The organism is Vibrio sp. JCM 18905 (assembly GCF_055393305.1).
Genome location: NZ_AP043879.1, coordinates 1,059,386 through 1,079,629, shown reverse-complemented (window position 1 = coordinate 1,079,629; position 20,244 = coordinate 1,059,386). Strand labels below are relative to the sequence as shown.

Annotated in this window: 17 protein-coding genes and 1 riboswitch; of the genes, 12 read left to right on the top strand and 5 right to left on the bottom strand. The window is 44.9% G+C overall.

The window, feature by feature from the left end; translation table 11 throughout:
* Positions 1 to 195: 195 nt before the first annotated feature.
* The 7 genes from ACZ5ZC_RS13215 to ACZ5ZC_RS13185 all read left to right on the top strand — a co-directional run bounded on the left by ACZ5ZC_RS13215 (position 196) and on the right by ACZ5ZC_RS13185 (position 6,834).
* The gene (locus ACZ5ZC_RS13215) at positions 196 to 1,062 is read left to right on the top strand and encodes a DUF72 domain-containing protein (RefSeq protein WP_256894871.1); all 867 of its coding nucleotides are present in this window, start codon (positions 196 to 198) and stop codon (positions 1,060 to 1,062) included.
* 93 nt (positions 1,063 to 1,155) lie between these two features.
* Positions 1,156 to 1,893, top strand: coding sequence for a carboxy-S-adenosyl-L-methionine synthase CmoA (gene cmoA, locus ACZ5ZC_RS13210; protein ID WP_048626189.1), 738 nt, complete (start codon positions 1,156 to 1,158; stop codon positions 1,891 to 1,893).
* Between the two features lie 85 nt (positions 1,894 to 1,978).
* Positions 1,979 to 2,950 carry a tRNA 5-methoxyuridine(34)/uridine 5-oxyacetic acid(34) synthase CmoB gene (gene cmoB, locus ACZ5ZC_RS13205; RefSeq protein WP_104969239.1) on the top strand — a complete coding sequence of 324 codons (972 nt, stop codon included), beginning with the start codon at positions 1,979 to 1,981 and terminating at the stop codon, positions 2,948 to 2,950.
* A gap of 276 nt (positions 2,951 to 3,226) precedes the next feature.
* The gene (locus tag ACZ5ZC_RS13200) at positions 3,227 to 3,973 is read left to right on the top strand and encodes an ATP-dependent zinc protease family protein (protein WP_012841986.1); all 747 of its coding nucleotides are present in this window, start codon (positions 3,227 to 3,229) and stop codon (positions 3,971 to 3,973) included.
* A gap of 11 nt (positions 3,974 to 3,984) precedes the next feature.
* Positions 3,985 to 5,490 carry an inactive transglutaminase family protein gene (locus ACZ5ZC_RS13195; protein ID WP_464931973.1) on the top strand — a complete coding sequence of 502 codons (1,506 nt, stop codon included), beginning with the start codon at positions 3,985 to 3,987 and terminating at the stop codon, positions 5,488 to 5,490.
* A gap of 3 nt (positions 5,491 to 5,493) precedes the next feature.
* Positions 5,494 to 6,462, top strand: a complete 969-nt coding sequence (locus ACZ5ZC_RS13190; RefSeq protein WP_006742116.1) for an alpha-L-glutamate ligase-like protein — start codon at positions 5,494 to 5,496, stop codon at positions 6,460 to 6,462.
* Between the two features lie 219 nt (positions 6,463 to 6,681).
* On the top strand, positions 6,682 to 6,834 hold the full coding sequence (locus ACZ5ZC_RS13185; protein WP_005390736.1) for a hypothetical protein: 153 nt from the start codon (positions 6,682 to 6,684) through the stop codon (positions 6,832 to 6,834).
* A gap of 142 nt (positions 6,835 to 6,976) precedes the next feature.
* Here the strand turns inward: ACZ5ZC_RS13185 and mukB are convergent, their stop codons facing one another.
* From mukB to cmoM, 4 genes are read right to left on the bottom strand one after another with little or no spacing between them, the layout of a single operon-like run.
* On the bottom strand, positions 6,977 to 11,440 hold the full coding sequence (mukB, locus tag ACZ5ZC_RS13180) for a chromosome partition protein MukB (protein WP_464932138.1): 4,464 nt from the start codon (positions 11,438 to 11,440) through the stop codon (positions 6,977 to 6,979).
* Positions 11,441 to 11,442: 2 nt separating this feature from the next.
* Positions 11,443 to 12,168 (bottom strand): chromosome partition protein MukE, encoded by a 726-nt coding sequence (mukE, locus tag ACZ5ZC_RS13175; protein WP_005378379.1) that lies wholly within the window; start codon positions 12,166 to 12,168, stop codon positions 11,443 to 11,445.
* Complete coding sequence (mukF, locus tag ACZ5ZC_RS13170; protein WP_048626187.1) at positions 12,149 to 13,486, bottom strand: chromosome partition protein MukF; 1,338 nt, start codon at positions 13,484 to 13,486, stop codon at positions 12,149 to 12,151. The genes mukE and mukF overlap by 20 nt, the downstream gene beginning before the upstream one ends.
* 2 nt (positions 13,487 to 13,488) lie before the next feature.
* Positions 13,489 to 14,280: a tRNA uridine 5-oxyacetic acid(34) methyltransferase CmoM gene (gene cmoM, locus ACZ5ZC_RS13165; RefSeq protein ID WP_464931972.1), complete on the bottom strand. Its 792-nt coding sequence runs from the start codon at positions 14,278 to 14,280 to the stop codon at positions 13,489 to 13,491.
* Between the two features lie 114 nt (positions 14,281 to 14,394).
* Here cmoM and elyC point away from each other — a divergent pair, with 114 nt between their 5' ends.
* On the top strand, positions 14,395 to 15,180 hold the full coding sequence (gene elyC / locus ACZ5ZC_RS13160; RefSeq protein ID WP_006742121.1) for an envelope biogenesis factor ElyC: 786 nt from the start codon (positions 14,395 to 14,397) through the stop codon (positions 15,178 to 15,180).
* A 72-nt stretch (positions 15,181 to 15,252) separates the two neighbouring features.
* On the opposite strand, the gene torR is transcribed toward elyC, so the two are convergent.
* Positions 15,253 to 15,963, bottom strand: a complete 711-nt coding sequence (gene torR / locus ACZ5ZC_RS13155) for a two-component system response regulator TorR (protein WP_005390726.1) — start codon at positions 15,961 to 15,963, stop codon at positions 15,253 to 15,255.
* A gap of 266 nt (positions 15,964 to 16,229) precedes the next feature.
* Here torR and torD point away from each other — a divergent pair, with 266 nt between their 5' ends.
* From torD to ACZ5ZC_RS13135, 4 genes are all read left to right on the top strand, one after another.
* On the top strand, positions 16,230 to 16,877 hold the full coding sequence (gene torD / locus ACZ5ZC_RS13150; protein ID WP_006742122.1) for a molecular chaperone TorD: 648 nt from the start codon (positions 16,230 to 16,232) through the stop codon (positions 16,875 to 16,877).
* Between the two features lie 465 nt (positions 16,878 to 17,342).
* The gene (gene purR, locus ACZ5ZC_RS13145; protein ID WP_053807169.1) at positions 17,343 to 18,347 is read left to right on the top strand and encodes an HTH-type transcriptional repressor PurR; all 1,005 of its coding nucleotides are present in this window, start codon (positions 17,343 to 17,345) and stop codon (positions 18,345 to 18,347) included.
* A 285-nt stretch (positions 18,348 to 18,632) separates the two neighbouring features.
* A riboswitch (cyclic di-GMP riboswitch) is annotated at positions 18,633 to 18,722 on the top strand.
* Between the two features lie 116 nt (positions 18,723 to 18,838).
* Positions 18,839 to 19,429, top strand: a complete 591-nt coding sequence (locus ACZ5ZC_RS13140; RefSeq protein ID WP_005390721.1) for a TfoX/Sxy family DNA transformation protein — start codon at positions 18,839 to 18,841, stop codon at positions 19,427 to 19,429.
* A 115-nt stretch (positions 19,430 to 19,544) separates the two neighbouring features.
* Positions 19,545 to 20,231, top strand: a complete 687-nt coding sequence (locus ACZ5ZC_RS13135) for a TVP38/TMEM64 family protein (protein ID WP_046874737.1) — start codon at positions 19,545 to 19,547, stop codon at positions 20,229 to 20,231.
* The last annotated feature ends 13 nt before the right edge of the window (positions 20,232 to 20,244 follow it).

The window sequence follows — 20,244 nt, the reverse complement described above, 5'->3', positions numbered from 1 at the left end:
TACGCTGAATGTCCACGAAAATCGACTACTCAACATACAATTACGTGTGTTTTATTATTCACTGGTGCTTTTTAGTACAACAAATGTTCAAAAGCGCACCAAAGCGAAAAAATTGGTGGGGATTATAGCGTGAAATTACCTATTTCAGCAAAACTCTCGTAAAGTATTCACACGAGTAGCAAGCAGTAAAGAATAATGGATAACTTACCTCTTCGACTTGGATTGACGATGTGGTCGCACAATCAATGGCAACAAAGCTTTTACGGCAGCGGGACAAAGCCCGCTGAACGTTTGGAAAAGTATGCACAGGTGTTCCATACCGTGGAAGGCAACACGACATTTTATGCCACGCCGACGCTCAACACGGTGCAAAACTGGAGATCAGCAACCCACGATGATTTTCGCTTTACTTTCAAACTTCCTAAAGCCATCACTCATGAGCAAATGCTAAGAGGTTGCAGCGAACAACTGAGAGACTTCATGAAAGTCATGGAGCCGTTGCATGACCGTGTGGGGCAATGGACAATTCAATTGCCAGCCGCATTTGGTCCTGAGCACCTTGATCGATTGAAAAAGTTCTGTGCGAGCTTTCCACCTAACTTCCCTCTTGGTGTTGAGGTTCGTCATATGGCATTTTTCTCCAAAGGTGAAGAAGAGCGAGCGCTTAACCAATGGTTAGTAGAAAATAACATTGACCGCATTATTATGGATAGCCGCCCTGTCTTTGCCGCTAAGCCAGATAATGAAGCGATCATTGATGCGCAAATGAAAAAACCAAGAGTACCAGTCCACGCTATTGCTACCGCTTCACATCCTTTGGTTCGCTTTATTGGTCATCCAGAAGAACAGCAAAATTACGAGTTTTTTACACCATGGCTCAGCAAGTTGCCGCAATGGATTGCAGAAGGTAAACAGCCGTATGTCATGATCCATACTGCGGACAATATGATTGCGCCGGAGTTGGCAGCCAATCTGTATAAAGACATACAAAAGCGTATAACACTTCCTGACTTGGCATCTTTCCCGGCTAACGATGGCAACTCGCAGTTGCAGATGTTCTAACGCAACACATGACAGAGGCGTGAAATTCCCATAAAATACGCGCCTTTTTTGGTGCCTGACGTTTTCAGGCGGCTTGTATGCAGAGACTTGGTTATGAACCCTAAGAGCAATCCAGATACTATTTTTTCGGCTCCAATCGATAAAATTGGGGATTTCACGTTCGATGAACGCGTAGCGGAAGTATTTCCTGACATGATTCAACGATCGGTGCCGGGTTACAGCAACATTATTTCTGCAATTGGTATGCTGGCAGAGCGTTTTGTAAAACCTCACTCAAACATCTACGACCTAGGTTGCTCTTTGGGTGCTGCTACGCTGTCTATGCGTCGTCATATCAAACAAGAAGGCTGTAAGATCATTGCGGTCGACAATTCACCTGCAATGGTTGAGCGTTGCAAATTGCATGTAAACGCGTACCGAAGCGATACTCCTGTAGATGTGGTTGAAGCGGATATTCGTAATATCGATATTGAAAACGCATCAGTTGTCGTACTGAACTTTACTCTGCAATTTCTTTCTCCAGACGATCGTTACGCCCTGCTTGAACGAATCTACGCGGGTCTACGTCCAGGCGGAATTTTGATTTTGTCGGAGAAATTCGTCTTCGAAGATGAAGTGTCAAACGAGCTATTAATTGACCTTCACCACGACTTTAAACGTGCAAATGGTTATAGCGAACTAGAAATCAGCCAAAAGCGCAGCGCGATAGAAAACGTAATGCGCCCAGATTCAAAGAAAGAGCATAAAGAGCGTTTCGCTAAAATTGGCTTTTCTAGCTACGATGTTTGGTTCCAATGCTTTAACTTTGGCTCTATGTTCGCAATTAAATAAACCTTGCATACAAAGGCCCTGAATCACGCCACTTTAGGCTGTTATTTAATAATTTTAATACCATCAACTCAGCGATTAACTAACTATGTTTAACTTTGCAAACTTCTACCAATTGATTGCCCAAGACACACGTCTTCAACCTTGGCTCAATGTGCTACCACAACAGCTAACGGATTGGCAAAATGCAGAGCACGGTGACTTTGGTCGCTGGTTGAAAGCACTGAACAAGATCCCAGAAGGCTCACCGGATCAAATTGACATCAAGAATTCAGTGACCATCAGCAACGACACTCCTTTCCATGAAGGTGAGCTGAAGAAATTAGAGAACTTACTTCGTACATTCCATCCGTGGCGCAAAGGGCCATACCACGTACACGGCATTCATATTGATACTGAGTGGCGCAGTGATTGGAAATGGGACCGCGTGCTTCCGCATATTTCTCCATTAAAGAACCGCAGCGTACTCGATGTTGGTTGTGGTAACGGCTACCACATGTGGCGCATGCTGGGTGAAGGTGCACGCTTAACCGTCGGTATCGATCCATCTCACCTGTTCCTAATTCAGTTCGAAGCAATTCGTAAACTAATGGGAGATGACCAACGTGCGCACCTACTGCCGTTGGGTATTGAACAACTACCTAAGTTAGAAGCGTTCGACACGGTATTCAGCATGGGCGTACTTTACCACCGTCGCTCTCCACTGGATCACTTGGTGCAGCTAAAAGATCAATTAGTGTCTGATGGTGAACTAGTATTGGAAACACTCGTGATTGAAGGTGATGAGAATGCAGTGTTGGTTCCAACTTCTCGTTACGCACAAATGCGCAATGTCTATTTCTTCCCTTCAGCAAAAGCGCTGAAAGTATGGTTAGAGTTGGTAGGATTTGAAGATGTGCGCATCGTTGATGAAAATGTCACTTCGGTTGATGAACAACGTACCACAGATTGGATGACGCATAACTCTCTACCAGACTATCTAGATCCGAACGACCCAAGCAAGACTGTAGAAGGTTACCCTGCCCCTCGCCGCGCGGTTCTTGTCGCTCGCAAACCATAATTCGCTGAGATTCCTGACATTGTCTTAACTCATTTTACGAGTTAAGACATTACCCTCTTTCCTCGTACTGAGCGTGTTTGTTTTTCGAGTCCATTTGTTACATCAAAACATAAGCACGCTCTAAATAAGGATGCGCTTTTATGTCCTTGATTTTTAGCTTTTCATCACTATTCCTCAAACAATAAGTAATAGAGAAACATTCTTACTTGTGAGGCTTTATCGATATGAGCTAAACTCCTAAAAAATAAACAACTTAATCCAATCCCAAGGTTTTCAATGTTATTACGATTGACCCCGATTGTTGCCATCGCCTTACTATCTGGATGCTCACTAACCAAAGGCGAACAGTACCACCAAGAAACGTTAGCGGCTATTCAAACTTCAGAAGCGAATGTCAATAATCGCATTACTAACTTAGAGCTTCAGCTCAGCAACCAATCGGACTATATCGACAGCCTTGAAGAACAAGTCGATAAACTACAGGTTGAACTTCTGACATTTCGTGATGAAGCAATGGCAGAAGTGAAAAAGCCAAAAGAGCCGATTATTGTCCAATCTCCTGCTCCTGTGGAACCAACACCAACTCATGATATTGTCCTTGGCTCAATTGAAAAGGTCACTATCGACTCCATTAAGCAGACTTTTGATGCACGTGTCGACACCGGTGCCGCAACCTCATCTTTAAATGCAGTTGATATTGAAGAGTTCGAAAGAAACGGCAAAAACTGGGTTCGATTCCACCTGGCAGATACCAGTAAATCTGAAGAAGAAAAAAATACTTGGATCGAAGCGCCAGTCATTCGTTACGTAAAAATTCGCCAAGTTACCAGTGAAGAACTAGAACGTCGCGCTGTAGTCGAACTTTGGGTGCGCGTTGGAAAAATTCATGAAAAAGCGCAATTTACGTTGGCAGATCGCTCGCATATGAACCATCCTATTTTACTGGGTAGAGAATTTATGCGCGACATCGCACTTGTCGATGTAAGTCGTACCTATATCCAAACGGACGAAGATAAAAAATAATAAGGTAGATTATGACGTCAAAAATACCGTTTTACCTTTCAATCATCTTATTGGTGATTGCGGGCATTGCTTTGAGTGTTTTCAGACATGAAAACTACGGCGTGCCTTGGACACCAGGCGAAACTCGTCAGGTATGGGATGTAGAGGCACGTATTGAGTTCAATGCTAACGGCAATGAAGTCAAAGCTTCACTCGCAGCACCTCATACACAAAGTGGTTATACGCTTATCGGTGAATCCGCTTCCTCTTCTGGTTATGGCGTTTCCTACATTAATTCTGATTCTGGACGTCGTGCCGAGTGGTCAATTCGTCAGGCCAAAGGTCCTCAAACCATTTACTACAAAGCGCAGTTCTTAGTGGACCCTCAGGCTAAAGTTACGCCTCTACCACCAACTGAAGACATTACGCCACCAACTCTATCAGCGCCACAAGCTGCGGCGGCAAATGCCCTTGTTGAGCGTGCGATGAGTCGTTCTGCCGACAATGTGACCTTTACTCGTGAACTCATCAAAGCGCTTAATGACCCAGACAGTCAAAACTCATCGCTACTACTGAATGACTTCAGCCGTACTGATGCACTACATAATATTTTGCTTACCGCAGGTATACAGAGCAAAACTGTCGGTGTTATCGAACTAGAAGATGGCCGTCGACGCCAAACCATTCAACCAATGGTTCAGGTTTGGTCAGATAAAGATTGGGTACTGTTCTCACCAAATTCCGAACAGAAAGCCGTGAAACCAAACTTATTAGTTTGGGATGAGTCGAATGTATCCCTGCTTGATCTTGTTGGTGGTAAAAATAGCCAAGTTCATTTCTCAATGATCAAGCAAGAAATGACTCCACAGCAAGCGACGAACAACAAGATAGAAGCTGATGGGCTGCTGAATATTTCAATTCATAGCTTGCCTCTTGAAGAACAAGCAATGTTTAAGACCATCATGCTGATCCCTATCGGTGCCCTTATCGTGGTGTTCTTGCGTGTGATTATCGGTCTAAAAACATCCGGTACTTTCATGCCAGTACTGATTGCTGTTGCATTTGTTCAAACCCAGCTATTAACGGGTATTGTCGGTTTCTTACTGATCGTTGGCACAGGCTTGATTATTCGAAGTTACTTATCGAGGTTGAACTTACTGCTTGTAGCACGGATATCAGCGGTCATTATTACCGTTATTATGATCATTTCGGTGTTCACAGTAGTCGCATTTAAGATGGGCTTAACGGAAGGCTTAACAATTACGTTCTTCCCGATGATCATCTTGTCTTGGACAATTGAACGTATGTCTATCCTATGGGAAGAAGAAGGCGCGAAAGAAGTTGCTCTGCAAGGTGGGGGCTCACTGCTCACCGCAGTATTGGTTTACTTAGCGATGACGAACTCATACATTCAGCACCTAACCTTTAATTTCATTGGTCTACAGTTGATTGTTCTGGCCGGTATTCTATTGCTAGGTACTTACACAGGTTACCGTCTAACTGAGTTACGTCGTTTCAAACCACTAGCGGAGGACTAAACGATGTTCGAAAGTTTTACTTCGCCAGCTAAGCTTCGCCATAAAGGCATTATGGGGATGAACAAACGTAACCACAGTTATATCGGCCGTTACAATGATCGTTCTAAATACCCATTAGTTGATGACAAGCTCAAGACTAAAATTATTGCGCAGGCAGCAGGGGCGACAGTCCCTGCCCTGATCGGCGTTATTCATAACCAAGCAGAAGTAAAGACAATCCATAGAATGGTGCAAGATTGGCCTGGTTTTGTTATCAAGCCCGCTCAAGGTAGTGGTGGTAAGGGTATTTTGGTTATTACCTCGCATAAAGATGGGGTCTATACCAAACCTTCCGGCTCTACAATTGGTAAGGACGAAGTTGAACGTCATATCAGTAATGCGCTTGCTGGCCTTTTCTCTCTTGGTGGTAAAAACGACGTCGCAGTCGTTGAGAACCTGATTAAGTTTGATGATTGTTTCGATGGCTTCAGTTATGAAGGTGTGCCTGATGTTCGAATCATCGTATTTAAAGGCTACCCTGTTATGGCAATGATGCGCTGTTCTACGGCGGCGTCGGACGGTAAAGCAAACCTCCACCAAGGCGCTGTGGGCGTGGGCATTGATATCGCCACAGGTAAAGCAATCCGAGCGGTGCAATTCGACCATCCAGTCACCCACCATCCGGATACAGGCAAAGACCTTTCTACCCTCCAAGTCCCGCACTGGGAGCGCTTGCTTGAGCTTGCGTCTAGTGCGTGGGAGATGACAGGGTTAGGGTACATGGGCACGGATATGGTGTTAGATAAAGAAGAAGGACCTATGGTTTTAGAGCTCAACGCTCGTCCTGGCTTGGCAATCCAAATCGCCAATGGTGCAGGCTTGCTTCCTCGTTTGAAACACATAGAGAGCCTCGGCACACCTGCCGAGTATCCAAAGCCGATTGAACGTGTCGCCTACGCAGCAGAGCAGTTTGGGGTAAAACCACAGTTCTAATCGCCAATCGCAATACCATTCGCCAGTAATTGTTCGGATTGCTGGCGTTTTTATATCCGTTTCCAAAACCGTCTACCTACTAATCTTATTAAACAAACCCATCTCACCTATAACTTGAATCAATGATCGAGCTAACAGAATCAACATAGATCGTTTCTTTTCTCCTTTAACTTTTGAGTATGATGAGGTCTCCCCTTACTCAACTTGAGAGGTTGAGAAATGCTAACAAAAGAAACAGATAACGATGAACCAGAGCTTGAAGAACAAGAGAGCTTAGACCAGCATTTACAACGCTTGTCTGAGCTTTCTGTCCAAGCACTTGAAGAGCTTGCTGAAATGATCGATATCAGAGACGATATTTCAGAGGAATAAAACTTAGCCTCCCCGCTAAGTTCTATTAATAAGCCGAGACTGTCGTCCTACAGTCTCGGCTTATTTTATACGCTTTGAAGCCTCCCGCTAACAAATACAAAAACGCCCGCGTTCATTGCGGGCGTTTTGCTAGATTCAGAGTTTACGATTCAAACTCTTCGATCATCTCTTGCGCTTCGGTCTTAGGCTTATCCGTTTGACCAAAACCACGTAGACCAACTACGTGTACGTGCTCATGGTCTTTAAACACCTTACGCACCAACTTGTAGGTAGTCCCTTTCTCTGGGCTGATGTTTTCTGGTGCCGCGATAAGAAGCTGCATATCCAGACGGTCACACAATTCGAACAATGTCGCGATCGATTTCGCATCCAGACGCGCAGCTTCATCCAAGAAGAGCAGACGACAAGGCACAATGTCTTTGCTGCGTAGACGACGAGATTCTTCTTCCCAGCTTTGAACAACCATCAGAAGGATTGACTGACCAGTACCGATCGCTTCACCTGTTGATAGCGCGCCAGACTCAGCCTGTAGCCAACCATCTGTACCACGGTTCACTTCTACACTTAGCTCTAGGTAGTTACGGTAATCCAGTAGCTCTTCACCCAGAACCTGAGGAGAACGTTGACCCATATCGATATGTGGGTTCACACGTTGGAACAGTTTCGCCATTGCTTCAGAGAAGGTAAAGCGAGTCGATTCGAACAGATCTTTATGCTGCTCTTGTTGTGTCGCTAGACCGTTCAGTAACACTTCGTGACTTTCACGAATTTTCACGTTTAGACGTACGCCCTTGACCTGACCGAACGAGATGTTCGACAAGCCTTGGTTCAGCATACGAATACGGTTTTGCTCACGCTGAATCGTCTTCTTGATGATGCTCGCTACCGACTCAGAGCTGATCGCTAGGCGGTTTTCACGTTGCGTTAGCTCTTCCGTTAGACGCGCCAGTTCCACTTCCATCTCTTCGATCGCTTCTACTGGGTCATCGGTGCGGATGATGTCCTGACGAATACGCTCACGAAGGTGTTGGTAAACAGCAATGTAGAACAGAACTTTACGCTCTGGGCGAGCGTTGTCTTCAGACAAACGGAGTGCATCACGCAAGTCATCATTGTTTGCAACAGCAAGACGCAGCGCACCCAATGATTTATCCGACATGGAACGCAATTCATCTGCCGACATATACGCCAGTTCACGTTTGTGTAGACGACGCTCAACATCGTTTTCACGCGCTAAGCGAAGTACTGAACACCAACCCGCTTTCGCTGCAACGACAAATTTGCGCAGCTCTGCGTATTCTTTCTGCACTTTCTTCAGACGTTTCGCCAAGCCTTTCATCTCAAGCTCGGTCGACGTTATCGTGCGCTCGTATTCACTCTTACGGCTACGTGAAGTATGTAAGCGTTCTTGCAGCTCGTCACGACGGCGCATTGCACGCTCTTCCGCGCCTTCATCGGCATTTACGCCATACTCTTGCAGCTCTTGTTTGAACTCTTGTACGGTTTCTTGCTTCGCTTGATGCGAACTCTTCAAAGACGCCAATACTTGGTTGTATTGGTTCATTTGTCCTTGTGCTTGCTTCAACTCTTCACGAGAACGAGTACGAGTCTGTTCAGCTTGAACCAACTTCGCTTTTAGCTGCTCACTCAGTTCGCTACTTTTGTTCAGAAGATCAACCGAGTCTGAGTAAGCGAAGTAGTGACGACGTTCAACCAGATCCGAGAGTGCAAAGATTTGCTTCTTAAGATCTTGTAACTGTTCATCTGCCGCTTTGTATTCTGCTTCTAGTGCATCAAATTGCTCTGGGTCAGCATCAAGCGCAGACGCAATATTCTCTAGTTGCGCGACGGCTTTTGCATGGTTGTTTGAGAAGTTTTTCGCCTCTGCAAGCTGAGCGATTTTCTCTTCTAGCTCATCATAACGCGCTTGCAATGATTCATCTTCAACAAGCACCATGTGTGATGATAACTTGTCCAGAGAAGACAGTGCTTGCTTACTAGTTTGAAGCTGAGAGCGTTGCTGCTGCTCTTTTGCATCCAGATCCGCCAGCACGCGAGCGATTTGGTTACGCTTATCACGAATGGTTGCGAGTGCTTGTTCTGGATCGGCGTCAAAAGCAACTTGAATATGGTTAGACACAAATTGGTTAAATGCTTGGTACAAACGCTGCATTTTCTGAGAATCAAACGCCGCTTTTGCGTGTTTCTCTACCACTTCTTCTCGTTCGTTACGCAGCAACTCAAGACGCTGCTCACGTGCTGCACGACCAAACAATGGGATCTCAGGCAAGCGAGAGTAACGCATTTGGCGGTCGTTCATGCGAACACAAACCGCGCCTTCTAGCTCTTCTGCATCGAACGAGCTGTCATCAAAGGCATCGATGTCACCTTCAATGATGTACAAGTCTTCTGGACAGTCGTCTAGCTCTACCAGTTTCTCTTCGATACCTGACAGGTCAGAAACAACGATAGCGTGACGAGCCGGACCGTACATCGCACTGAAGTAAGGCGCATCATCAATCGTGATGTCATCGTAGATCTCAGACAGTAATACACCGCCTAAAGTATCAGCCAAACCTTTCAGGCGAGGGTCGTTTGAACCACCAGGAGAAGCAAGACGTTCAATCTCAGTGTCAAGCTGACTGCGACGCTCAGCAAGTTTATCTTTAGCTAAGGACAGCGCCCTTTCTTGCTCAAGAACAACCTGCATGTGGTTCATTACCGCATGGCGACCCTCAAGGTCTGCCCCGCTCTGCTCTCTCAGTTTCTCTAGCGCATCGTTCGCCGCAATCCAAGCTGGCGCTATCGCTTCAAACTTACTGATTTCTGCCGCCGCGTTTTGCTCTAGACGGCGCTGTTCACCACGCTGATCACGAACTTCCTCTTGAGCTATCTCTAGTGATTCGATTTGCATCGCATGACGTTCACGTTCTTGTTCAAACGTAACTTCATCGGTTAGCTCGACGTGATATTGCTTTTTGTACTCAGCAACCAGCTCACGTGCTTGACGCTGCTGGTTAAGGCTACGCTCAAGATCGCGATGCTGCGCTCGCCATTGCTGTTCGTTTTGTGCAATTTGCTGTAATTCTCTAGCTTTAGCGATTGCCAATTTTGCGTGCTCAGAGGCTTCTTTGCGCTCAACAGGGCCAACGATGCTCTGTACAAGCTTCAATGCAGTATCAAACTGCTCTGCCGCAGCTGATGACATATCGAGCTTATGTTTCACAGACAACAACGTATTGGTATTTTCTGTCTCTTTGTTTTTCAGCTCCGCCACTAACGCTTGTGCGGATTCTGCCGTTAGGCTGTCATCACCAAGTAGCTGCTTCGCTTTCTCCAGCGCTTGAACGGCTTGTTGGTATTGAAGCGCGCGAGTTTGCTGAACGTCAAGAGCTTGCTGGTAATCAGCAAGTTGCGTCTTAAGGCTGTCCACCTCTTCTTCTGCAACGGTCGCTTGCTCTTCAGCCATCATCACGCGTTCTTGCGCTTCTTCCACTACCATCATTTGTTCTTCAAGACGCTCGCTCAGCTCTTCAAGATCTTCTTGGTAGCGTTCGATCTTCTCTTGCTGACGCAGCGCGTTTTGCACCAGTTGCAAGTGATCCGAAGCCGCTTGGTAGTCTTGCTCTAAAGAAGATTCTGATTCGATCAGCAGTTCCAGCTCTTCTTGAACGCGGTTAAGCAGGTTGTTTTGCTCAATCAAGGTCTCGCGAGAACCAAATAACTCTGAACGCAAAGACAGTGTCTGTTCTAGTTTTTTACGACGCTCGTTGGCATGGCGCATATAGTCTGCTGCCACGTAGTTGGTCGACTCTGTAATCAAGTGCTTGAACAAGTCACGGTCTGCTTGCGTAGTTTTGATCGCTTCTAGCGTCATGCGGTTTTCACGCAGCGCCGATTCCATATCTTGGAACGCTTTCTTCACACCACCGTTTTGTGGCAGAAGGTAGTCACGTAGCGAGCGCGTAATCGCACTTGAAATACCACCGTAAAGCGATGCTTCGATCAGACGGTAGAATTTAGAGCGGTCACCAGAGTTGCGCAGTTTCTTCGGAATAACACCGAATTCAAACATTTGTGCGTGGTAATCCACGATAGAAGAGAACGCTTTGAACTGAACGCCTTCAAATTCCGCGATCGATTCTTTTACTTCGTTGATTTGACGTACACGAGCTTGAGTCGCAGATACGCTTTCAACCAAGATATCCGTTGGTTTCACATGGCTTGGAAGACCTTGGATCACAAACGGTTTGATGTCTACTTTCTTATCACGACCTGCAACTTGCTGCAGTTTTACTGCAAACAGTAGGCGTTGGTTACGTGAGTTCACCACATCTAGCGCCGCATAACATGCGCCCGGCTGCAACTTACCGTATAAACCTTTATCGCGAGACGATTGGCTGCTGCCCGCTTCTGTCGTGTTACGGAAGTGCAGTAGCGTTTGGTCAGGAATCAATGCGGTGATGAACGCCGCCATTGTGGTTGATTTACCTGCACCGTTACCACCTGATAGCGTGGTGACCAGACCATCGATGTCAAACGTACGGGCAAAGAAGCCGTTCCAGTTGACCATGGTCAGCGATTGGTATTTACCGCGTTCAATCATGCTCATGCTTCACCCTCTTCTGTTGTTTCTTCTTGGGCTTGGTCGTCTTGATCTTCTTCAGACAATAGGCTGCCTTGGCTTGGCTCTTTGGTGTGCACTACCGCTTCACCATCACGGATAAGACGTAGCTGCGCTTCACGCATATCATCGCCAATACGTACATCGGCACCAAAGCGGAATACCGCTTCACTGATGCTGAATTTACCGGTTTCACCGATGTTGATGATCATGCCTAGACGACGCAGACGACGAAGTGACGTACGTACTTTTTCAAACAGCTTTTCTTTATCAAGGTCAGAACCGGTAGCACGGTTCGTCACTAGCTTCATCAGCTTGTTTTCATCAGCCAGAGCAAGTAGCTCGTCGTACAACTCTTGGTTAGTGAAGATGCCTTCGTGCGCAAGACGCTCTGGGCTTAGGTAAAGGAAACACAGTACCTTACCCACCAGCATATCCAGCTCAGAAAGCACACTGCGGCCAATCAAAGAAGTTGAACGAGGACGAAGGTAGAAGAAACCTTCTGGCGCTTTCACCAATTCGGTATTGTAGCGCTGGTAGAAAGAAGAAAGCTCAAGTTCGAAGTCCGATAACAACGCGTGGTTATCCAGATCTTCACTTGAGATATGACGCCCTGCTCGTAGCATGCTGTCTAGCGCTGGGAACAGAGGGTTAGAGATTGCTTTTGCCAGATTCTCTGACATGTATTCATTAGTATCGGTCGATGACATTCGCTTGTACCTTTGCCCCAAATTCGTTGATCGCTTTCCAGTCTGGTTGAATCGCTTGGTAATCCGATTCTGAATACCCTAGACGCACAGCTTGATCGACAATAATGCGAGCTAAATCAAAATGATGAGTGTAAGGATGCTGTGCAAGGTAATCTCGCAATACCACACTCAAGTCGATTGGCGTGCCTTGATCTTTATGCGCTTTTAGCATGTCACCAATTCGTTCAGACAACTCATCATTGACTTGTTGAAATTCTTCATACTCTACTTCCATCGGAACTTGGCCGGTCACTTCGTCATCACGTAGCACCAACGCCTCATCACGAAGGTCAGAAAGCCTTTCCGCATCTGCATAAGTCAGATACCAAGGCGCATCGAAGTAATCTTTGACGGATTGACGTAGACGCGAGCTAAACGCACGGTTCTTATCCATATCAATTGCAGTACGGATGAACTTGTGCACATGTCGGTCGTAACCAATCCAAAGGTCAATCGCTTGCTGGCCCCAGCTTGTGATTCGATCCAGCTTCATTTGCAGACCAAACAACGCTTCTTCGATGAACTCCAGTTCAGGATCGCCGTAAACAATTTCTTGAATATCTAGGATCTGAGTTTGCAGTTCATCACTGGCGGCTTGCAGCGTATCTTGAAGTTCACGCAACGTGCTTGATGTTTCTGATAGGAGCGCTTCACAGTTGTTGATCGCTTCGCGCCAGTCTTTATTTAGCAGATCGGCAATTTGTTGTTTTACAGATTGCTGCTGCTCATCCATCACACGTTGGTTAAGATCGATTTGATCGAAGATTTCGCCTACAGAATATTTTAAAACTCCGTATACGTTTTTCTTCCAGTGGCCCGGTGTGCCACCTTTTTGTGCTGCCTCAATCGCTTTCGCCATTTCATCTGCCACCATAGACAGTTGAATAGAAAGGCGCAGTTTCGAGAACTCACGATGACGCACGTAGTAATCGGTAATTCCTATCGCTAAAGGCGACAAGCGGTAAATGCTCGCTCCATCAGTAATCTCACTGACAAAACGGCTAATAAGGCGCTGCTTTACCATCTCGTTGATGGCGTTGTTCGCACGAAAAGCGGATGCTTCGCCAGTCTCATCAAATAATCGAGTGACGATGGCAAACGCATCATGCAATTCACCTTCACCCAATTCTTCATCGAACCTTTCATTACTCAGTACGGCAATGGCTATTAAGAATGCCAATCGCTCTGTGGTCAGGTTCAACGAGAAATCGTGCTGCTTAACCCAGCCAACCAACTCATCGATTGGTTGCTCTGCAGCATTGAGAGTCATCTCACTCATTGTTATTCCTGTTTATCGTTCTTTTTAGCCCACACATGAATGTAGCGGCCTAATGAGAGGTATGGCTCTTGTCGACAAAGTTGTTTTTCTAGCGCCAACACATCTTCAAGCTCGTAATCGCCCATGTATTGCATATTGCCTATGTAATCACTAAATGAGCGGATACCAGATTTGCCACAAATACTAAAGCCTGAATCTTCTATCCATTGGTAGACTTCTTCAGGTTTTAAGCCTTTTTGCGGCTGTAGTTTAAATCTTTTTCGGTGGGGCATGCCGTCTAATATATGAGGAATGTTGCCACAAACCACGTTTTTATAGACTAAACCATGGTGGTTATAGAACATCACTGATGCAATGCCTCCCGGTTTTACTTGTTCTAGTACCGTTTCAAGTGCGGCCTTAGGATCGACCAACCACTCCATGACGGCGTGAAACATAACAAGATCCACCTGTTCATCCATATGCTCACCAATGGATTGGACAGGCGAATGAATCAGGCGATACTGCTCAAGCAAACCGTTTTTTTCAATATCCTGCTTAGCCAACTGCAGCATTTCCGAAGATAGATCACATAAAGCGATTCGATGTCCGAGCTTAGCAAGCTTTTGCGACATTTGTGCCAAACCACCACCTGCATCCAACACCTCTAGGGGTTGCTGGTCAGCATCTAATTCACTTAGAATCTGTAGAAAATCTTCCCACACAATGATTTGGCGGATCTCCCCTTTGTCGGAGCCGTAAATATTTTTTGCAAATTTGTGGGCGATATCGTCGAAATTGCGGTCTTCTGTCACTTCTGCTGAGTTATCATAACGGATTGTGCCGCTATTCTGGCACAAGGAAAGCAGGAATAAAGAGGGGTACCCTCATTTTTATTATCAATTGATGTTTTTTCGGACTATTTATGTATGTTTGAGCTGAAAAAAGTAGTGTCAGCCTTGCTTATGCCACTTCCGGCATTGCTGCTGATAGGCTTGTTGGGTCTTGCTCTCATTAGTTTTACCACAAAACGTAAAACTGGCTGCTTCGTTGTTCTATTCTCTTTTGTTGGCATTTTTCTTGTTGCCTTCCAACCTGTTTCAACCAAGCTTCTTATGCCATTAGAGCGAGAGCATAAAGCCTTTTTGCCAGTTTCTGGCACCATCGACTACGTGATGGTTTTAGGGAATGGTCATGTTATCGATGACGAAATTCCACCCACCTCGCAGTTAAGCCGTGCAGCATTAATGCGCTTAACTGAAGGCATTCGTATTTTAAGAATGTATCCAGGTGCTAAATTAATTTTGTCTGGCTATGCTGGCGGTTCTGAAATTAGCCATGCGAGAATGATGGCGAACGTTGCCCTTGCGTTGGGAGTCGCGAAATCCGATATCATTTTATTAGAAGATGCGAAAGATACGTGGGAAGAGGCGCGTCAAGCGGCTGCATTCGTTCAACAAAAGGAGATTGTGTTAGTCACTTCTGCGAGCCACATGAGCCGTGCATTGTATGAGTTCAACGCAGCAGGCATTAAACCAATCCCAGCCCCGACCAACTTCTTAGCTATTAGCGAAATCAGTCAACCTTGGGATAAATACTCACCTAAAGCGCGTTACTTAGAACAAACGGAGCTTTATTGGCATGAGTACTTGGGCAGCATTTGGCAAAGATTGCGTGATACTGTCGGCCAAACACCAATGGTTGAAGCAAAGTAGTACTATATTGAAACCACAAAAAAGGAGAGCCGAAGCTCTCCTTTTTCTTTTTAAGACTTAGGTTTGTTCAGTTTAATCACCAGCAAACATATAGCCTTCGCCGTGCACCGTCACAAAAATTTGCGGGTTCTTTGGATCAAACTCCATTTTTGCGCGCATACGTCGAATAAGAACATCAATAGTACGATCATTGGGAGCATCAACTCGGTGGCTGATCATATTCAAAATACGCTCGCGACTTAACACCTGGTTAGGGTAAGACGATAACGCCACCAAAAGTTCGTATTCTGCTTTGGTCAATTTTACGGGTTCGCCGTTACGGCTCAGCGCACGACGTTGAATGTCGAATGTCCACTCTCCAAAACGTACAATATGTTCTTCACTGGTTTCGTTCGCTTTCGCGCTACCGCTACGCGCTGCTGAAATACGCCACAGCAAGTTTTTAACGCGAACCAACAATTCCCTCAGTTCAAAAGGTTTTGTCACATAATCGTCAGCGCCCATTTCTAGGCCTACGATTTTATCAATGCTATCCGTGCGTCCTGTTACTAATATGATACCAATATCCGATTGGCTACGTAATTCACGAGTAAGCATCAGGCCGTCTTCACCCGGCAGGTTGATATCCAGCATGATCAGGTCTACATCGCCCGCTTGCAGGACCTCACGCATTTCTGCGCCACTCTCTGCTTCGCTGACTTGGTAACCCTCATTTTGGAAATATCCCGCAAGCTTACTACGAGTTACAACATCATCTTCTACGACTAATACGTGATAGCTCATTTACACCACTTTTCTGTCTTCTTATTATCCAAGACGTATTCTATTCATAACTAGTAACATTTCTAGTCATAGATACATTAAAAAGCAAGATTTAGCGTTTTTATTGATTCAAAACAAGCTTACCCATCGCCATTAATAAACGTTAATTTTTGACCATAAAACATAATAATTATAGTTACTGCTATTCATTTTAATTGATTACACTTAGGGGATATCCCTAATTGACTTTGTGATGCACAACTTGAAGCATCATTCAGGAGCCCAAGATGCAAGAAGTGAAAGCTTTTAATGAAAAACGCGCTGAAATTTACTGGTGGTTTTCGAGCTTGTTCGCAAAAGAGCTAACAGAGAAAGAGCTGGAAGCCTACCACAGTGTTGAAATTCGCAGTTTTCTAGCAGGTTTAGGTGAAAATGAGTCACTGAAACCAGCCGTTGATAGCCTCGTTGATGCGCTAAACCGATTGCAAGATCGTGAAGACGCTCAATTGGAGCTTGCTGCTGACTTTTGTGAACTGTTTTTGAAGACAGAAAAATACGGCGCTCTTCCTTACGCATCGATGTACATCGGTGAATCAGGTTTGCTGAATGACAAGCCAGCCGAGGAAATGGAAAAGTTGATGGCAGAATTTGGCGTTCAAGTAGATGAAAATCTAAAAGAGCCTGCTGACCACTTAGCCGTTGAACTCGACTTTCTCGGCAACATGATTATCCGCTCAAACGAACTTGAGCAAGAAAAACACATGGAAGAAGCCTTCGTTAAACAAAACGACTTTATCCAGCAACAGTTGATGTCTTGGCTACCTCAGTTTGCAGACAAATGTAAACAATTCGACGAATTTGGGTTCTACTCGAGCGTCGCGAAACTATTAGTTGCATTTTGTAAACTAGACAGCGCTTACCTTCTTGGGGAATAATTGCCGCCTATTTTTAAGGAGCCCGCCTATCGGGCTTCCTGTATACCTGAAATAACTGAATGTAAGTAAGTTGGGTATATTATTCGTTTGCCTTAACTTAGCTCAAAGACGCTTGGTTATTTAGCAGTCAAAATGTGACTTCAAATACACAAATCTCTTGCTGAAAACATTGCTAGTCAGTCCACATAGGGCTAAAATGTGAGCGCAAACGATTAAATATGATTTATATGTAAACCGCTGAAATATAGCGGTTTTTGTGTTTTTTAACAGGTTGATGGCAATTTCTCATCAGATAGAAAAAAGATAAAATTCATCGACCGATGCTGCTACGTACCCTTTTGTCGTGCTTGGACCAACCGCTGCCGAAACACTTAGCGCCAACCTTAGATTGCTGGGTGTAAACCATTAGAGCATCAGGTACATCCAACACGACATATTTCAGTAGCTCGATACAGGACACCATTTATGGCCACTATAAAAGACGTTGCTCGCTTAGCCGGCGTTTCCACTACGACAGTTTCGCACGTTATCAATAAAACGCGTTTCGTTGCAGAAGCAACGCAAGAAAAAGTAATGAAAGCCGTGGACGAGTTGAATTACGCGCCAAGTGCGGTTGCACGCAGCCTAAAGTGCAACTCAACTCGTACGATTGGCATGTTAGTAACGCAGTCAACCAACCTATTCTTCTCAGAAGTGATTGACGGGGTTGAGAGCTACTGTTACCGCCAAGGCTACACTCTGATTCTGTGTAATACGGGTGGGATTTACGAAAAACAACGCGATTACATCCGTATGCTGGCTGAAAAACGTGTTGATGGCATCCTAGTGATGTGTTCTGACTTAACCGAAGAGCTTAAAGAGATGCTTGACCGTCATGCCGACATTCCTAAAGTGGTCATGGATTGGGGTCCAGAAAGCTCACAAGCGGACAAGATCATGGATAACTCAGAAGAAGGTGGCTACATCGCAACCAAACATCTGATCGACAATGGCCATACTGATATTGCTTGTCTAAGCGGTCATTTTGAAAAACTTGCTTGCCAAGAACGCATTGCAGGTTTCCGTCGCGCGATGAGCGAAGCAAACCTAGCTGTAAATGAAGACTGGATCCTTGAAGGTAACTTTGAATGTGATACGGCCGTATTAGTCGCAGATAAAATTACAGCAATGGACAAACGTCCGACAGCGGTATTCTGTTTTAACGACACAATGGCTCTGGGCCTAATGAGCCGACTACAACAAAACGGTATCAAAGTTCCTGATGATATTTCAGTGATCGGCTACGACAACATCGAGCTTGCGGAATACTTCTCTCCACCGTTAACCACTATCCACCAACCTAAACGTCGTGTGGGTAAAAATGCGTTCGAGATCCTACTTGAGCGAATCAAAGATAAAGAACACGAAAAGCGAATTTTCGAAATGCAACCTGAGCTTGTAATTCGAAACACCGTGAAGAAAATGAACTAAAATTCGCCAAATATAACGATGTCAAATAAGCGCTCTAAAAGGGCGCTTATTTTTCATCTCTAAATAACTTTTCCCTGACTTAGGTTTGTTAGACAAAAAATCTCGAATCTCTAAGTCTCTGTTTTATATGTAGGTAAATCACACACCCTCACAACCTCGAGATCATCCCGCCTTATTCTCAAATATGCACAAATATGCGCTTGTCGACACTTTTTATTGAACCAGAATCACACTTTTACGGGTAAAACGTGATGTTAATTCAATATACGAAGTATGCTCATTCTGTCACGCACAGGGCAAACCATTCGAAAGGGTGGGACGCAAAGCCTCCGGCCTGAACCATAATACTATATGGAAGGTAGCGGGGTTACCGATGGCAAGTGTGCAAGCGATGACTTTACCCTGTAATGACATTGCTTTTGCGCATGTTTGCTACTCTCTCGGACCTGACTTTTGGTGGCGTAATATTAATTACACCGAGATAACAAAACATGGATAAACCGATACTCAAAGACTCTATGAAGCTATTTGAGGCACTTGGTAATATCAAGTCGCGCTCAATGTTTGGTGGCTTCGGACTATTCGCTGATGAAACAATGTTTGCACTAGTTGTAAATAATCAGCTTCATATAAGAGCAGACCAACAAACTTCATCTGACTTCGAGAAACAAGGGCTAAAGCCTTACGTTTATAAGAAACGTGGCTTCCCAGTCGTTACTAAGTACTACGCAATTTCCAACGATTTATGGGAGTCTAGCGAACGCTTAATCGAAGTAGCTAACCAATCGTTGAAAAAGGCAAAGCTTGAAAAAGAACAGCAAGCAACTACAAAGCCTAATCGCTTAAAAGATTTGCCTAACTTACGACTGGCTACTGAACGCATGCTAAAAAAAGCAGGCATTGAGTCAGTAGAAAAACTGGAAGAGGAAGGTGCACTTAACGCTTATAAAGCGATAAGAGATACGCACTCTGCAACCGTCAACATTGAACTGTTATGGGCACTAGAAGGTGCTATTAACGGTACTCATTGGAGCGTTGTACCTCAAGCTCGCCGAGATGAGTTGATGAATGGCCTCCAATAAAAGTCGGCCTTAAAAACTATCTTGTAAAACCGCAGTCTAATCTGCGGTTTTTTTGTGAAATTTTTTCGACTTTCCTTCTGTCTTATTACATATATCCCAAATTGGAATCATAAATATGAATAAGAAACTGATATTAGGCCTAATCCTGGTCGCGATCATTATCTTTTTAGGCGTTAACTTTAGTCAGTATTTAACGTTGGAAAATGCAAAAGCCCAACAAGAAGCGCTGACCACATACATCGATCAGAACTTTGTTTTTTCGGCAGCTATTTACTTTTTTGCCTACATTGCAATTACCGCTTTTTCTATTCCTGGGGCTGCAGTGGTTACATTACTTGGTGCGGCTCTATTTGGTTTTTGGACGAGCTTATTACTGGTTTCTTTCGCCAGTACTATGGGTGCAACGCTAGCATTTTTAAGCAGCCGATATTTGCTGCGTGACTGGGTACAAAACAAGTTTGGCAATAAGTTAATCGCAATTAACCAAGGTGTCGAAAAGGACGGTGCATTTTATCTATTTTCCTTGCGTCTCATTCCGGTATTCCCTTTCTTTCTTATCAACTTGTTGATGGGCTTAACGCCAATGTCTGTAGGTCGATTTTACCTTACTAGCCAAGTAGGTATGTTGCCAGGCACTGCAGTTTACTTAAACGCCGGTACTCAGTTAGCAACAATTGAAAGCCTGTCAGGCATTATTTCACCTGCGGTATTGGCCTCTTTTGCGTTACTGGGGCTGTTTCCAATCATCACTAAATGGGTTATGAATAAAGTAAGGCCAACACCGAGTCAGCAAAACTCATAATTAGTAAGTGGAC

What these genes read in the sequence shown, in the direction of transcription:
- cmoA (WP_048626189.1), top strand. Translation starts at nt 1,156, where the DNA reads ATGAACCCTAAGAGCAATCCAGATACTATTTTTTCGGCTCCAATCGAT.
- ACZ5ZC_RS13140 (WP_005390721.1), top strand. Translation starts at nt 18,839, where the DNA reads ATGGATAAACCGATACTCAAAGACTCTATGAAGCTATTTGAGGCACTT.
- ACZ5ZC_RS13190 (WP_006742116.1), top strand. Translation starts at nt 5,494, where the DNA reads ATGTTCGAAAGTTTTACTTCGCCAGCTAAGCTTCGCCATAAAGGCATT.
- purR (WP_053807169.1), top strand. Translation starts at nt 17,343, where the DNA reads ATGGCCACTATAAAAGACGTTGCTCGCTTAGCCGGCGTTTCCACTACG.
- mukF (WP_048626187.1), bottom strand. Translation starts at nt 13,486, where the DNA reads ATGAGTGAGATGACTCTCAATGCTGCAGAGCAACCAATCGATGAGTTG.
- cmoB (WP_104969239.1), top strand. Translation starts at nt 1,979, where the DNA reads ATGTTTAACTTTGCAAACTTCTACCAATTGATTGCCCAAGACACACGT.
- mukB (WP_464932138.1), bottom strand. Translation starts at nt 11,440, where the DNA reads ATGATTGAACGCGGTAAATACCAATCGCTGACCATGGTCAACTGGAAC.
- ACZ5ZC_RS13135 (WP_046874737.1), top strand. Translation starts at nt 19,545, where the DNA reads ATGAATAAGAAACTGATATTAGGCCTAATCCTGGTCGCGATCATTATC.
- ACZ5ZC_RS13195 (WP_464931973.1), top strand. Translation starts at nt 3,985, where the DNA reads ATGACGTCAAAAATACCGTTTTACCTTTCAATCATCTTATTGGTGATT.
- torD (WP_006742122.1), top strand. Translation starts at nt 16,230, where the DNA reads ATGCAAGAAGTGAAAGCTTTTAATGAAAAACGCGCTGAAATTTACTGG.
- elyC (WP_006742121.1), top strand. Translation starts at nt 14,395, where the DNA reads ATGTTTGAGCTGAAAAAAGTAGTGTCAGCCTTGCTTATGCCACTTCCG.
- torR (WP_005390726.1), bottom strand. Translation starts at nt 15,963, where the DNA reads ATGAGCTATCACGTATTAGTCGTAGAAGATGATGTTGTAACTCGTAGT.
- ACZ5ZC_RS13185 (WP_005390736.1), top strand. Translation starts at nt 6,682, where the DNA reads ATGCTAACAAAAGAAACAGATAACGATGAACCAGAGCTTGAAGAACAA.
- mukE (WP_005378379.1), bottom strand. Translation starts at nt 12,168, where the DNA reads ATGTCATCGACCGATACTAATGAATACATGTCAGAGAATCTGGCAAAA.
- ACZ5ZC_RS13200 (WP_012841986.1), top strand. Translation starts at nt 3,227, where the DNA reads ATGTTATTACGATTGACCCCGATTGTTGCCATCGCCTTACTATCTGGA.
- ACZ5ZC_RS13215 (WP_256894871.1), top strand. Translation starts at nt 196, where the DNA reads ATGGATAACTTACCTCTTCGACTTGGATTGACGATGTGGTCGCACAAT.